This is a genomic window from Paenibacillus sp. FSL W7-1279 (assembly GCF_037969845.1).
In the GTDB taxonomy this organism is placed as follows: Bacteria; Bacillota; Bacilli; order Paenibacillales; family Paenibacillaceae; genus Paenibacillus_AQ.
The window spans coordinates 4,645,948-4,659,301 of record NZ_CP150215.1; the positions used below are offsets into that span (position 1 = coordinate 4,645,948).

The 13,354-nt window shown below is 51.0% G+C and carries 13 protein-coding genes; 3 read left to right on the top strand and 10 right to left on the bottom strand.

The features are described from left to right. Window positions 1-13 precede the first annotated feature (13 nt). From MKY82_RS20625 to MKY82_RS20640, 4 genes are all read right to left on the bottom strand, one after another. Window positions 14-2,083 (bottom strand): bifunctional aldolase/short-chain dehydrogenase, encoded by a 2,070-nt coding sequence (locus MKY82_RS20625; RefSeq protein WP_339294265.1) that lies wholly within the window; start codon window positions 2,081-2,083, stop codon window positions 14-16. Window positions 2,084-2,302: 219 nt separating this feature from the next. After that, window positions 2,303-2,623, bottom strand: a complete 321-nt coding sequence (locus tag MKY82_RS20630; RefSeq protein WP_194543413.1) for a DUF4176 domain-containing protein — start codon at window positions 2,621-2,623, stop codon at window positions 2,303-2,305. A 5-nt stretch (window positions 2,624-2,628) separates the two neighbouring features. Beyond that, the gene (locus tag MKY82_RS20635) at window positions 2,629-2,829 is read right to left on the bottom strand and encodes a hypothetical protein (protein WP_071220301.1); all 201 of its coding nucleotides are present in this window, start codon (window positions 2,827-2,829) and stop codon (window positions 2,629-2,631) included. A 17-nt stretch (window positions 2,830-2,846) separates the two neighbouring features. Further along, window positions 2,847-3,698, bottom strand: a complete 852-nt coding sequence (locus MKY82_RS20640; RefSeq protein WP_339294266.1) for a WXG100 family type VII secretion target — start codon at window positions 3,696-3,698, stop codon at window positions 2,847-2,849. A gap of 362 nt (window positions 3,699-4,060) precedes the next feature. On the opposite strand from MKY82_RS20640, the gene MKY82_RS20645 reads away from it, so the two are divergent. Further along, window positions 4,061-4,954, top strand: a complete 894-nt coding sequence (locus MKY82_RS20645; protein WP_339294267.1) for a hypothetical protein — start codon at window positions 4,061-4,063, stop codon at window positions 4,952-4,954. Window positions 4,955-5,160: 206 nt separating this feature from the next. Here the strand turns inward: MKY82_RS20645 and MKY82_RS20650 are convergent, their stop codons facing one another. The 3 genes from MKY82_RS20650 to MKY82_RS20660 all read right to left on the bottom strand — a co-directional run bounded on the left by MKY82_RS20650 (window position 5,161) and on the right by MKY82_RS20660 (window position 7,295). Continuing rightward, on the bottom strand, window positions 5,161-5,484 hold the full coding sequence (locus tag MKY82_RS20650; protein ID WP_339294268.1) for a hypothetical protein: 324 nt from the start codon (window positions 5,482-5,484) through the stop codon (window positions 5,161-5,163). A 97-nt stretch (window positions 5,485-5,581) separates the two neighbouring features. Beyond that, window positions 5,582-6,670, bottom strand: a complete 1,089-nt coding sequence (locus tag MKY82_RS20655; RefSeq protein ID WP_339294269.1) for a redoxin domain-containing protein — start codon at window positions 6,668-6,670, stop codon at window positions 5,582-5,584. A 97-nt stretch (window positions 6,671-6,767) separates the two neighbouring features. Beyond that, window positions 6,768-7,295 carry a GNAT family N-acetyltransferase gene (locus MKY82_RS20660; RefSeq protein ID WP_194543418.1) on the bottom strand — a complete coding sequence of 176 codons (528 nt, stop codon included), beginning with the start codon at window positions 7,293-7,295 and terminating at the stop codon, window positions 6,768-6,770. A 178-nt stretch (window positions 7,296-7,473) separates the two neighbouring features. Here MKY82_RS20660 and MKY82_RS20665 point away from each other — a divergent pair, with 178 nt between their 5' ends. Continuing rightward, window positions 7,474-9,303, top strand: a complete 1,830-nt coding sequence (locus MKY82_RS20665) for a DUF2334 domain-containing protein (protein ID WP_339294270.1) — start codon at window positions 7,474-7,476, stop codon at window positions 9,301-9,303. Between the two features lie 136 nt (window positions 9,304-9,439). Further along, window positions 9,440-10,132, top strand: coding sequence for a pentapeptide repeat-containing protein (locus tag MKY82_RS20670; RefSeq protein ID WP_339294271.1), 693 nt, complete (start codon window positions 9,440-9,442; stop codon window positions 10,130-10,132). A gap of 136 nt (window positions 10,133-10,268) precedes the next feature. Here the strand turns inward: MKY82_RS20670 and MKY82_RS20675 are convergent, their stop codons facing one another. From MKY82_RS20675 to MKY82_RS20685, 3 genes are read right to left on the bottom strand one after another with little or no spacing between them, the layout of a single operon-like run. Beyond that, window positions 10,269-11,375: a Gfo/Idh/MocA family oxidoreductase gene (locus tag MKY82_RS20675; protein WP_194543421.1), complete on the bottom strand. Its 1,107-nt coding sequence runs from the start codon at window positions 11,373-11,375 to the stop codon at window positions 10,269-10,271. A 20-nt stretch (window positions 11,376-11,395) separates the two neighbouring features. Beyond that, entirely contained in the window at window positions 11,396-12,127 is a 732-nt protein-coding gene (locus tag MKY82_RS20680; protein WP_194543422.1) for a ThuA domain-containing protein, read from the bottom strand. A gap of 53 nt (window positions 12,128-12,180) precedes the next feature. Continuing rightward, entirely contained in the window at window positions 12,181-13,341 is a 1,161-nt protein-coding gene (locus MKY82_RS20685; protein ID WP_071220291.1) for a Gfo/Idh/MocA family oxidoreductase, read from the bottom strand. Window positions 13,342-13,354: the final 13 nt, after the last annotated feature.

Here is a 13,354-nt window from a genome sequence, read left to right on the forward strand (position 1 = left end):
TATCTTCATTCGATTAACGAGTAAACGCAGCAGGCACTCCGCCGTCAATTGTCAGCATGCAGCCCGTTGTCTTCGAAGATCTTGATGATGCAAAGTAAGCGATGCCTTCGGCAATATCCTGCGGATAGATGTTGACAAGAAGCGTCGTGCGTTTACGATAGTGCTCTTCAAGCTGATCCGGCTCAATCCCGTAAGCTGCTGCCCGCTCGTTTCTCCAGTTTGAATTCCAGATCGCGGAGCCTTGCAGAATGGCATCCGGAAGAATGGTATTGACTCGAATGCCGTATTCTCCGCCTTCCGCAGCAATGCAGCGAGCCAGGTGAGCCTCCAGTGCTTTTGCGGAGCTGTATGCAGTCACGTTCTTGCCGGCATAGACCGAATTTTTCGATCCCACAAACACCATGCTTCCGCCAACGCCCTGTGTCTTCATCAACGAGAAGGCTTCCCGCGCAACCAGGAAATAACCTGTGCCCAGCACGTTCATGTTCAGATTCCATTCCTTCAGCGATGTCTCGTCAAACGGGCTGGATGTCGCAAGGCCCGCATTGTTGACGATAATGTCAACACCGCCATAAGTGATGGAGGTTTCTCGATAGGCGTGTTTCACGGCCTCTTCGTCGGTTACATCCATTTTAACGGCAAAAGCCCGATTCTCCCCGTATTTTGCATTGATCTCCTCGGCTACCTGCTGCGCGCCTTCCAGGTTCAAATCCGCCAAAACGACATGTGCGCCTTCAGCTACCAGCCTGCGGGCCGTGGCACTTCCGATACCGCCTGCTCCTCCGGTGATAAAAGCGATCTGGCGCGAAAACTCCGCTTCTGCCGGTGCGAGGCTCAATTTATACAGCTCCAGCGGCCAATACTCCACGTTGTAGGATTCATTTTCACTCAGGGATACAAAATCGCCCAAGGCCGTCGCGCCGCGCATGACCGCAATCGCCCGATGATACAGGGCGCCGCTGACTTGCGACATCGCCCAGCTCTTGCCCGTGTTGATCATGCCGATGCCCGGAATAAGAATGACGCGCGGAGCCGCCTCGAACATGATGTCGCCTTCATGATGGTTGCGTTCAAAATAAGCTTGATACTGCTCTTTGTATGCTGCAATGCCTTCGATCAGCTTTGCCTTAAGGCCTTCGACATCTTCAGCATCAGGTGTCCAGTCGATGAAGAGAGGAACTACCTTGGTATGAACCAGATGATCGGGGCAAGCTGCGCCTACTTGGGACAGCTTCGGCGAATCGATACCCCCGACAAAGTCCAGCACATCCTCTTGATCGTCGAAGGACAGGATCATCTTCTTCACATCGCTGACGGCACCGCGGATCGCGGGCATCACTTCGGCGGCAATGCTGCGGCGCACTTCCGAGGCCAGTGGCGCGAACTTCCGGCCACCGAACAGCTTGTCGTTATTCACTCGCGCTTCGATGTAGGCTTCCGCTTCACTAATGATTCGAATCGTTTGTGCGTAACAGGCTTCCGATGTATCGCCCCAAGTGACAAGCCCGTGCTTCTCCATAAGTACAAGCTCGGCTTTCGGATTAGCCAACACCCCTTCGGCAATCATTTTAGACAGCATAAATCCAGGGCGAACGTATGGTACCCACACAAATCGGTCGCCAAAGATCTCCCGGGCTAATTCTTTGCCGTTATGGGCGCAGCATAAGCTGATAATGGCATCCGGATGTGTATGGTCCACATGCCGAAACGGCAAGAACGCGTGCAGCAGCGTTTCAATGGATGCGCGCGGGTGCTTCGCATCGACCATGCAGTGACCCAGGTAAGCCACCATCTCTTCATCCGACATCGAATCCCTTTCGAATAATGGCCGGATGTCCTCCATCCGCAAACCTGTGAAATTGCCCGCTTTCATGGTAGCCAGATCCGATCCGCTGCCTTTTACGTACATAACCTCTATGTCCTTGCCGCGAAAATCCTGAATCGTTGTTTTGCTGGATGTATTGCCGCCGCCCCAGTTGCACACACGCCGGTCGGACCCGATTAAATTTGAACGGTAGACCAGCTCATCCAATGTATTTTGTGCCTGCTGCGCCTTTGACTGTTCCCATAAGCTTTGAACCATGAAGTTTCCCCTCCGATTGACCATATGAATTTGCTTTCATTTGTTTCTCATAATATCACGCCCGTTTATCTTTGAATAGTATATTTTCAAAAATAAACACAGATTTAAATATGTTTATTTAGGATTACGCACTGTGAATCTGTTGCAAACAAAAAAGCAGCCCTGCCAGAGTTGCCTCTGAACAGAGCTGCTATGCTGCTGTGCTGCTATATGATGAAACTATGATTTGTCCGAGCCTGCGGCTGCCATTTGATCCGCCTTCGCAATTCCTTCGATCAATGCATCACGAAACGCAATTTCGTCCTCATTGACGTAACCCATAAATACAATTTCCGAAATGTCTTTATGGTTGAAAAAGATATTGGAATCCGCGGTCAGATTCCCGTGAGGGTAGAAGCAGGCCACGTAATCCCAACGCTTCAACGTCTTGGAGTCGTTCTGCATCCGACCATAGATCATCAGCGTCTGGTCCCATTCCTTGAACTTGACTACGGATCCGATTGGCAGTAGCTTCTGTTCCGTTTGCTCATGCTGTTCCATGTTGATCAACCCTTCAATATTTTTTTACCGATCCAATATACAATCGACACAACGAGCGGTACTCCAATGAGAAAGGATAGGCAAATGACTGCTTTTTCCGCAGCTGCGTAACTTGTGTCAAGCAGGTTGGGAATCACGGTGCCCAGCACACCGACAACAGCAATGATCACCATTATGTATTTGAACCGTTTTTGTTTATCGCTCATCGGCGGTGCTCCCCCTTCTATTTTACCGTAATCGCTCCTCCGAGCCCGACAAGGCTTGCACCAGGTCCTAACGGCACGTGGAACTTTAAACCGCTTTTCCCCACCTCAGCGGATGCGCCGAGTACGCCGAGTGAAGCGGAACCTCCGATATGCAGCTCCTTATCCGTCCATGGAAGCGGAATATTCACGCCGCCTTCATACTTGTTTAATGTAGCTTCAGCCCCGACACTGAGCGTGCCATCCTTAACGGCCGCCTCAACCTCGGCCTTAACCAGGCTAACCGAACCTTCGACATGATCATTAGCATAGCCTGCTTCTACAACTGCGCCGCTGGCATGCGCTCCTTCAGTAAGGCTGGCCCCTGCGCTGCCTGTAATGGCTTTGGCAAATAACCCATTCTCTTCATGCTTGATTACGCTGCCTTCCACATTTACACCTTTAAGTGCTGCATCCAGCGGGTTACTTGAAGATTTAGCAGAAACACCGGAAGCCATAGTTGCAGAGCCTGCTGCAGCTGCCGTAGGAATTCCGGCTCCGGAGGCTGCTCCAGCCAGAATACCTGCTCCGGCAACTGCTCCACCAGCGGAAGCACCGTTCACCATCTCATCCGTGGAACGGAATTTGACGGAAATTTGCTTCAGTTCGGTGGATATCGATTGTAAGCACTCTACGAACTTGATCATGGTTGCCCTGGCTTGCTGGTAATCCCCGAAAAACCGCTCACGGGTCATCCCCTGCCACTGGCCTTCCATTTCATGAATGCTTCGCTGGAGCCGTTCCACCATATCGCTGCTAAGTTGCCCTGACTGCGCAAATTGCGTGGATACCTGCTCCAACTGCTCGGGTGTAACTAAAATTCGATTGGACATAAATACGGACGCCCCTTCTGTCTTTTTTGCCTCTGCTCTTCAGGCAGTCTAAATGCAAATTTCAATTCCATAAACCTATTAACCGGTCGATCTCGTGAATAACCACATTTTTCAATTTTAGTAGGTATACAGGAAAGGAGCAATCAAGCGAGAGGTTCATTTCTTAATGCCTAATCTAGTAAAAAAGAACTGGCTCCGTTTCTCTTCCGTCCTGATTAACACTCGCTACATCCCCGGCTTTAGTCCAGCCTTGAAATCATTCCGGCGTACAGGGTCCCCTTACATCCCCAGCCCGTTAAAGTCACCCCCATTCTCCTGTAAATTATAAACAATTCATCATTACGGAGAGGGTGTCATTTCATATGAATCAACTTGCACGTGAAGCGACGAACCGGGCGATCAAGCTGTATAAGCAGGAGACTTGGCTCTTGCTGACGGGGCTGCTCGGGTTTTTGTTAGCCGGAATATGCGGGATATGGGTATTGCTGAATGGAGGACCTGTCTCGCCTGATGGAGATATCTCCAAAGCGTTTTCCTTCAACGCGGCCCTGGGGATATTCATCATATCAACCGCCATCATTTTACCGGTTTCCGGTATGAGGCCTCGAAGCAAATCGATCTACCGCTGGTGTTATATTCCGCTCGTTCTGTTCTCCTACTTCGCCGAAACCGTTCAAAACTTCCGCGGTGTCGATCCGCGATTCGTCCAGAACGGCACGACCTTTGATCATGTCATCTCGGTTATTTTTCCTGCTGTTGCGATTCTGCTTATCATATTCTACCTGATCCTTGGCGCCCAGTACTTCCGCAAGCGTGTAATGCAAGCCCATCCGGAACTCGGACTCGGCATTCGTTATGCCATGATTGCGGTGCTGCTATCTTTTGCAGCCGGCATATGGATCTCCATCAACGCGGGACGCTATACCGGGATCGACGGCAATATCATCTGGCTGCACGGACTAGGGTTCCATGCTCTGCAAGCGATCCCTTTTATGGCGTGGCTGTCCATCAGAAAATCCGTCAATCCTGCGGTTAAACCGATACTGATCCATATTAGCGGCTTGGCGTATTTGCTCGGATTAATCGCCATCGGATGGCAGACGTTTCTTGGATACTCCATCGCCGAATGGTCCTTGCTTCCGATTCTGGCGGGCAGCTGTTTTCTTGTCTCATTCACGCCGGTTATATGGCTGCTCAGTCAATCGAATACATCCGTTGAACCCATCCACAATGCCCACTCCACTCGTAATATATAAGACTTGCACAAGAAAGAAAACGTCTATCGACGTACTTTCTCAGAAGACAGACCGCGCTTATAGGATGTTTTTCTTGCGATATCAGGAAGGCCCATGCTTCGAAGTTTATACTTTCTGATATCTAAAAAAAAGAGACAGTACCGGGGAAATCCCCGCCTGTCTCTTCTATAAAAACACTGCGCCCGTAATCTAAAGCCTGTGACCGCTTAGATAAACAAAAACGGAATGAGAAACAACAGCGCTATGGCTTCCCAAGCTAGCACATTGGCTCCCCAGCCGTATCCGCCGTAACCGTAAGGTCCGAATGCGGACGTGTGCGCACCGCCTTTAGTAGACTTCGAAGATTTTTTGCCCTTCTTGCCTTTTGTGGACAATATATATGCGGATGGGTTCGCAAATTCGAGTTCAAGGCCTCGATCATGTACACCGCGTATGGTCCCCACGACTTCCGTTCCATCACGCATGACAGCGCAAACGGTTTTGCCGACGTAACCTTTGCATCCTTCTGCCGAAATTGGTATTGGCTGCACTCTATCTCCCCCTCCCCAGCGTTTGTGTATTATATTCCCCCTGGAGAGAAGGCGGCAGAGATAGATGTCCACGTCACCAAAAATCCGCAATTGAACCTTACTTATCACTAGCCTTACGGTAGGCCCTAACCATTAAATCTTCGTCGATAGCGCCTTGGAACCGCTCTGATATCACACCATCCGGCTTAATGACGTAGGTGGTCGGATAGGCCACCACCTCGTATCGTCTCGTGCTTGCTCCGCTCTGGTCGTATAGGACAGGGAAGGTTAAGCCATTTTTCTCGACGAAGGTTTGTACCTCACTCATACTATTTTCCAAATGCGTCATATTGACAGCCAGAATGATTACATTCTCATCCTGATATTTGTCGTAAAAATCCTGCATATAGGGCATTTCTACCTTGCATGGCGGGCACCAGGAGGCCCAGAAGTTCAGAAGAACGGTTTTCCCCCGATAATCGGACAGTTTGACCTCCTGCCCTTCCCGATTCATCAGCGAAAAATCCGGTGCGCGAAGTCCGGGCTTCAGCCCTTCAGCAATGGTATCCGAATTGCTTTCCACATTCGGAGATACGTTCGCTTCTCGCTCGCTGCCCGCGGTCAAAGCAAAGTCATAGATTACCCACACGAAGAGAGCCCCCATGATGAGCAGCACCGCTCCATTTCTGCCTAATCCCAGGGTAAGAAAGCGGGACAGCGGAGAATGGAATTGAAGCCAGCTCATCGTCAGCAGTATGCCGAATATTAGCATATAGAATAATGAAGAGTTTACACCGGCCCCGTCCGCCCACAACCACTGAAATACATACCCGGCCCATCCGCCTGCAAATGCCGACAACAGTGCGGACTTCAGCAGCAGACCTGAATTCTTCCTTTTTTTGTTCCAGCGCAGAGCTGCGTAGACCAGGGCTAGAACGGCCCCAAGCCATATCCCCTTCGTTCCGCCGGTCATGTAAATAAGCGAGGTGGGATGCTGAACGGTGCGGATCGGATCGAACACCAGCATCCCGAATTTCCATGAAATAAAACCGATGATAAGTACAGATAAATAAGTGTCCAGGATCCATTCCCGCTGCGGCGTCTGACGCAAACGAATTCGAAGCGCAGCAAATCCGGCTGCCGCACAGATCAGAAAAATCACGATGTCGGCCCTCATCATAAAAGGTCCTATCGGAATTATACTCAAATGCAAACCTCCTCAGGTCGGCAAAATAATTACCCGCCGGGGTATATCATCATCATAGTAGATTCCCTCTCTAATGTAAACTCAAGCGGGGCACTTTTCAGGAGAAGGACCCAATCCGGTCAATGGAACTCCATAGCAGAGCCACTTCCGTATGCGTTTTTCCGCCGATTACAATTTCTTTTCGTCTCCGTTCCTGGCCGCCCATATGTTTATAAAAATGCTCAGCCGAATTACCTTCCAGCACCCAGACCAGTAAAGAACGATACCCTTTCTTTTGCAGAAACTCCTTCAGCCTCGCAAACAGCTCCCGTCCCCAGCCCATCCCCTGAATCTCTTTCAGGAGATAGATCGCGTAGAGTTCTCCTTCATCAGAAATCTTCTGCTCTCGCTCCGTGCCGTAAGACATGAACCCGTATACCTTGCCATCTTCATCGGCAATGACCAGAAGTTGTTCGTCCTCCGGCATATTGGCAAGCTTACGGCGCCAGCCTTCAATCCGATCCGCAGCAGACAATTTTTCTAAAAAGCGATCATCCACGATCCCCTTATACGTCGTTTTCCAGCTGTTCACATGGACGTTAGCAATGCCTGCTGCATCCTGTTCATTTGCGTGTCTAATCTGCATGAACTTCCTCTTCCTCCTGCCCATATCTTAATCCCTATGTATTCGCGGACACGCTCCGCGATCCTCTTTTTTCTTCGTGAACGCTTCATCCCCGATGACGAAATGCCCATTCCCGGCATAAATATATCGGGATATCGCGATCTCGAAAACAGCTGGCATTGGAAGGAGCGCATCTTGGTTGAATAAGGCATTGATACGGCTTGAAGATATCGGTCCGGGCGGCTGGTATGAGACGGAAGAACAACAGGCGAAGCTGCTGGTAATCGCACAGTTGCTGCATCAGCTGCAGATTCCCTTTCATCTGGCCGTCATTCCGCGGTATGTGAATCCGGCACATCATGTGGATCGGTCGATAGATGATCAGCATGATGGAGCTTCCCTTCGATTTGTCCGGCTGCTACAAAAGATGGTAGACCTTGGCGCCTCGATTGGTATTCATGGATATACGCATCAGTACGGGGGATCGGTAAGCGGCGACGGATTTGAATTTGCTTATTCCGAATGCAGCGCCGACTGTCATCCAGATGATCCGCCCGAAACGGTCCATTCGCTCCGTCAGCTGCAGCAATCTTATGCTTATCAGCGGGTACAGCAGGCTCATAAGATGTTTCAAAGAGCTGGTCTTCCGGCGGTTTGGTATGAAACTCCTCATTATACCGCTTCATCTGTCCAGCGACACATTATCGAGATCTGTAACGGCATCCTCTATGAATCACCGCCTTCCAGCCCGGTTGCAAGGACAGCAGAACTACAGCACATCCCGGACGATCCGTTAACGAACGGGACGATCTACGTTCCCACTCCGCTTTATTATGTGGCTGGTGATAAGATCGAGGAAGAAGTCACTCGGATAGAACGGACATTGCAGGATTTCACAGGAGCACGGGAACTGGCTTCATTCTTTTACCACCCCTATCTCGAATTTCCCTATATCCGCTTCCTTGCTGACGGCAATGTGCATTATGACGAGCATTCACCGCTAAGAAGAATCATTCAAGCCTTCAAGAGGGAGCTTAAATCGTTTGTGTCCATAACCTCGATCATGCCCTTTATACCGGATTTCAGGGAAACCCGATTGCTGGACAGGATGACCATGAAACACCCTAAGTTTCTGCACGCCAAGAGACAAGCGCTGCCGGATCGATGGATCGTCCGGGACGAGACCAACAACCTATGGTACGACGCTGCTCTTGAGGTCGGGTTCCCCATGAAAATCCATAATGGCATACGATATATACGCCCCATGTTGGCAGATTGGCCACTATACCCGGGTGGGACTGCGATGGCTGGCGATTACGATGGGGATGGCAGCATCGATGCGGCTGTATGGAATGCGGAGCTTGGGATATGTGAGGTTGCCTTGGGCTCAGGCAGCCGTTTAGTACCTTCGGGTCATTGGCTCTGTGAATCTGGAGCCGTGGACTGGAAAGCTCTTACGGGAGATTTTGACGGAGACGGCAGACATGATTTATTTTTATGGGACCCTGTCACAGGGAAAGCCGCCATTGCTTTTAGCTCCGGGCGTGATTTTTATTCTCCCCTAATTCAGCATGAGGTTTCCGTACGGGGTGAAGGCATGATACCCTCCATAGGAGATGTGAATGGCGATGGGCTGGATGACCTGGTTGTGTGGAATTCCGACTCAGGCACATGCCAGGTCTGGTTAAGCACCGGGAAACAGCTCGTGGATGCGGGAGATTGGTATTCCGCCAAGAGTCCAATGGGTTCTTCCATATCCATGATGCTTGGCGACGTGGATGGCGATGGGCTGAAAGATTTGATTCTTGTTGAACATACCGCAGGGAACTGGTTCGTTCTATATGGCTCGGGGACCGCCTTCGGGCGGCAGGAAGAACGGTTTGGGCCCTGGGTTGCCGGAGAACGCATGACACCTTTCATTGCCGACCTGACGGGCAATGGCCGTGTCAGTCTGCTGGCATGGTCTCCGAATCGGCTTGGCGGCACCTTGGACGCCGCCATCAATTCCAGAGACCGGACAATCGGATAAGGACATGATATACTTCTATACAACGAAACCGGGTCATTTCAAAACTCCCGCTATACGCGGTCTGTCATCGGAGAAAGAACGTCGATAGATCTATAGGATCATCTCTATACTTATTTCTATATTTGGAGGAGAATTCATGTCATCCAATAGCAAGAGCAATTCTAAGAACAATACAGCCGGTCCATCATCCCCAGTCAAAATCGTGAAACCCAAGCTCCCTAAGCAGCTTGAGCCTATGATTCTATCCTATACTGGCGTTGACGATGAATCCTCATTTATTCAATCCACTTGTCAGGACGAGACCCTGTCTTATATTTCAGCCGACAAGGTTCAATTCGATCAAATGATATTCCATAATGTTACGTTCCAGCACGTCACGCTCCACCATGCCGAACTAACGGATCTTGTGTTTAACCACTGCGATTTGTCCAACGTCGACCTCAGTGAGGCCATTATGTACCGCGTACAATTCAATCATTGCAAAATTCTGGGGCTCGACTTGACGGCAGCCACCATCCGAAATGTCGTATTCGATCATTGTACGGGCGACTACGCTACGTTCCGTTTTGCTAACATGAAGCAAGTGTCCTTCCAATCCACCTCGCTCGTAAAATCGGATTTTTATCATTCCGAATTAAGTAAGGTGGAATTTGTGGATTGCCAGATCGACCAGTCGCAGTTCTCCGGCACGAAGCTTGCGGGAATCGACTTAAGCCGAACGGACTTTCATAACATCGGCGTGACCCTGGAAGATCTTCAAGGATGCATCATATCGCCGCATCAAGCCATCCCGTTAACCAAAATATTCGGTCTTGTCGTAAAAGATTGAGCGTGAGCTTAGGCTTGGCCCATATAATCAAAATCGTTTGTTTACAGGGGAACGTATACACGTGCACAGCATAAAGCGGCTTACTCCGTGGTCCGCTTGGACCTTTCGGGTTAAGCCGCTTTCTTAAATCATCCTATTATTGATCAAGGGTGTATTTCTGCAAATCAAGTGGGAGCGGGGCCGGGATGTCACAGGTGCTGACCATCTCATAGCGCTTGCCTTCATCGGAAGCATCATGGAAGCCCCACATGGCTTCAAGCACATGATAGGCAAGCTCGCCGCTCGCACGATGAGCTCTTCCGCTGCGGATGGCGTAGGCCATATCCGCCGGGCCGATCCCTCTTGTATTCTCGTTATACCCGGGAAGCAGCGGCTCTTCCGTCCACTCGGTTTCTCCGGTCAATCGATATTGTACGGAGCCGCCAAAGCCGTTGGGATCCGGGACGAGCATCGTGCCCTTGGTGCCGTAGATTTCAATATTAGGCAGCGTGCTGCCTCCAAATACATCAAAACTCGTAATCAGCGTGCCAATCGCACCGTTATGAAACTCCATAAGTCCAGCCACATGAGTAGGAATGTCCACTTGAATTTTTTGACCCTGTTTTTTCTCACTGGTAATCGTCCGCTCCGCAAGGGCCGTCCCGGTCATGCCGCTAATACGGCGGATCGGTCCCAGCAGCTGAACCAGCGCCGTCAGGTAGTAAGGCCCCATATCGAACATCGGACCTCCGCCGGCGGCATAATAAAATTCCGGATCGGGATGCCAATGCTCATGACCGCGGCTCATCATAAATGCGGTCGCTGCTATCGGCTTGCCGATGCGCCCGTCTTCAATCAGCTTCAGTGCCGTTTGGATTCCTGCTCCAAGAAATGTCTCAGGAGCACATCCAACGAGCAGACCTTTGGACGCAGCCATATCCAGCACCGCCTTACCCTCTTCACGGGTTACGCCAAGGGGCTTTTCCACATACACGTGCTTGCCGGCTTGCAGCGCATCCAGCATAATTTGCGCGTGTAATGCAGGTATCGTCAGATTAATGACCAGCTCAATCTCCGGATCTGCAAGCAGCTCCTCGGTAGTGTATACATTCGGAATATGATACTTGGCAGCCTGTTCCTCGGCACGGGCACGATCGATATCCGCACACGCCGTCAGCTCCAGAATATCGAACTTATGACAGTTTTCCATATAGATGCCGCTGATTTTTCCGCAGCCAATGATGCCAACCTTTACTTTCTTCATGATCCAAGTCTCCTTCTGCCTTATTGGCTGTCTCCCATGCCTGTGTAGCCTTGACCTTCCGTAAACACACTCATGTCCGAACCCGAATATAATGCTTTTCCTTCAGCAGCCCAGAGCAGTCCCCTGCGCATCATTTCCTTCACCTGCGGCATATCGACGATATCGGCATGATGGCCGAGGGAATTGTAATAGACCCGTCCATATCCCCAGCGCTTCGTCCATACTACCGGCATATCAACCGCTTGGTTCAGCAGATGCGGTCCGGCCACAACCGGAAAGCGAGTGGTTGCCAGCACTTCAACGGCCGGATCGACATGCAGATAATACTGCTCGGAGACCACCGTAAAATCCTGCATCCCTTCCACCAGCGGGCTGGAGCTCGATTTAATCTCTACCTGGTACTTCACGCCATCGTTGCCCGGATGCGCAACCCATTGACCTCCGGTCATGAACTGCCAATCCACATTGTTGCGAAACGAATCGCACATCCCGCCGTGACAGCCCGCCAAGCCGGTTCCCTTCTGCACGGCAAGCGATACGTTGCTCACCTGCTCCTTCGATATTTCTCCCATCGTCCATACCGGCACGATCAGATCCAGGGCCTGAAGTTTCTCTGCATCATTAAAAGCATCCAGCGTGTCGGATACCTCAACCTCATATTGCTCAGCCCGAAGCAATTCCGCGAAAATGCCGGCAACCTGCTCAGGTTCATGTCCGTCCCAGCCGCCCCATACGATCAAAGCCTTTTTCATGCGTAGCACTCCTTTTTTTATGTGTCCGGCCAGAATTGGCCGAAGTGACTAGATTACATTTCCGACAACCGCACCCAGCGGCGTTCTTCAATGGATTTATCCACGGCTTCCAGCACAGCCTGACATTTCACGCCATCCTCGAAATTCGGCACAGGCTGCCTTCCCTCGGAAATAGCCGTCGATAGCTCCAGGATTTCATGCGTAAAGGTGTGCTCGAAACCAATCGTATGTCCCGGCGGCCACCATGCCTCCATATAATCGTGAACGGGATCGGTTGCCAGTACGCGGCGGAAGCCCTGAACATCCTCATCGTCGGACGTAAAGTAAACCTCCAGCTCATTCATTCGTTCAAAATCGAATTTGACGCTGCCCAAGCTGCCGTTGATCTCAAAGGAATTGGTGCTGCGGTGCCCTGCGGCAAAGCGCGTCGCCTCAAAGCTGCCCAGCGCCCCGTTCTCGAAGCGGGTCATGAACAACGTGGCGTCATCTACCGTCACTTTCCCCATGGGACCGCCTGTGCTTCCTTTTGCACTTAACCCGGTCATCTCGCTGGCAATAGGACGCTCCTTGATAAAGGTCTCGCTCATTCCGATCACTTCCTGCATATCACCGACCAGATAATGCGCGAGATCGATCAGGTGGGCACCAAGATCCCCATGCGATCCGGATCCGGCCACTTCCTTCTGCAATCTCCATACCAGCGGGAATTGCGGGTCCATGATCCAATCCTGCAAAAACCAAGCGCGGAAATGATAAATCTGACCCAATCTTCCACTCTCAACCAGCTTCTTGGCCAGTCTTACAGCTGGCGAAAATCTATAATTAAACCCAACCATATGGGTAACTCCCGCTTCTTCCGCCGCCTGCAGCATCTCTCTGGCATCCGCCAAGGTCAAGGCAAGCGGCTTCTCGCAAAATATATGCTTCCCCGCCTTCGCCGCGGCAATGGCAATCTCCTTATGGGCATCGCTTGGCGCGTTGATATCGATCAGATCGATATCTTCCCGATTGACAAGCTCCTTCCAATCGGTAACGCTTTCACTCCAGCCCAATTGATCCGCAGCTGCTTGCACGGCCGACACATTGCGGCCGCAGATCGCCACCATTTCAGGCTTCAACGCCTCCGGGAAAAACATCGGCAGGCTCCGGTAAGCATTGCTGTGGGCTTTGCCCATAAATTTATAACCAATCATGCCTACACGTAATTGTTTCATCCTTCATTCCTCC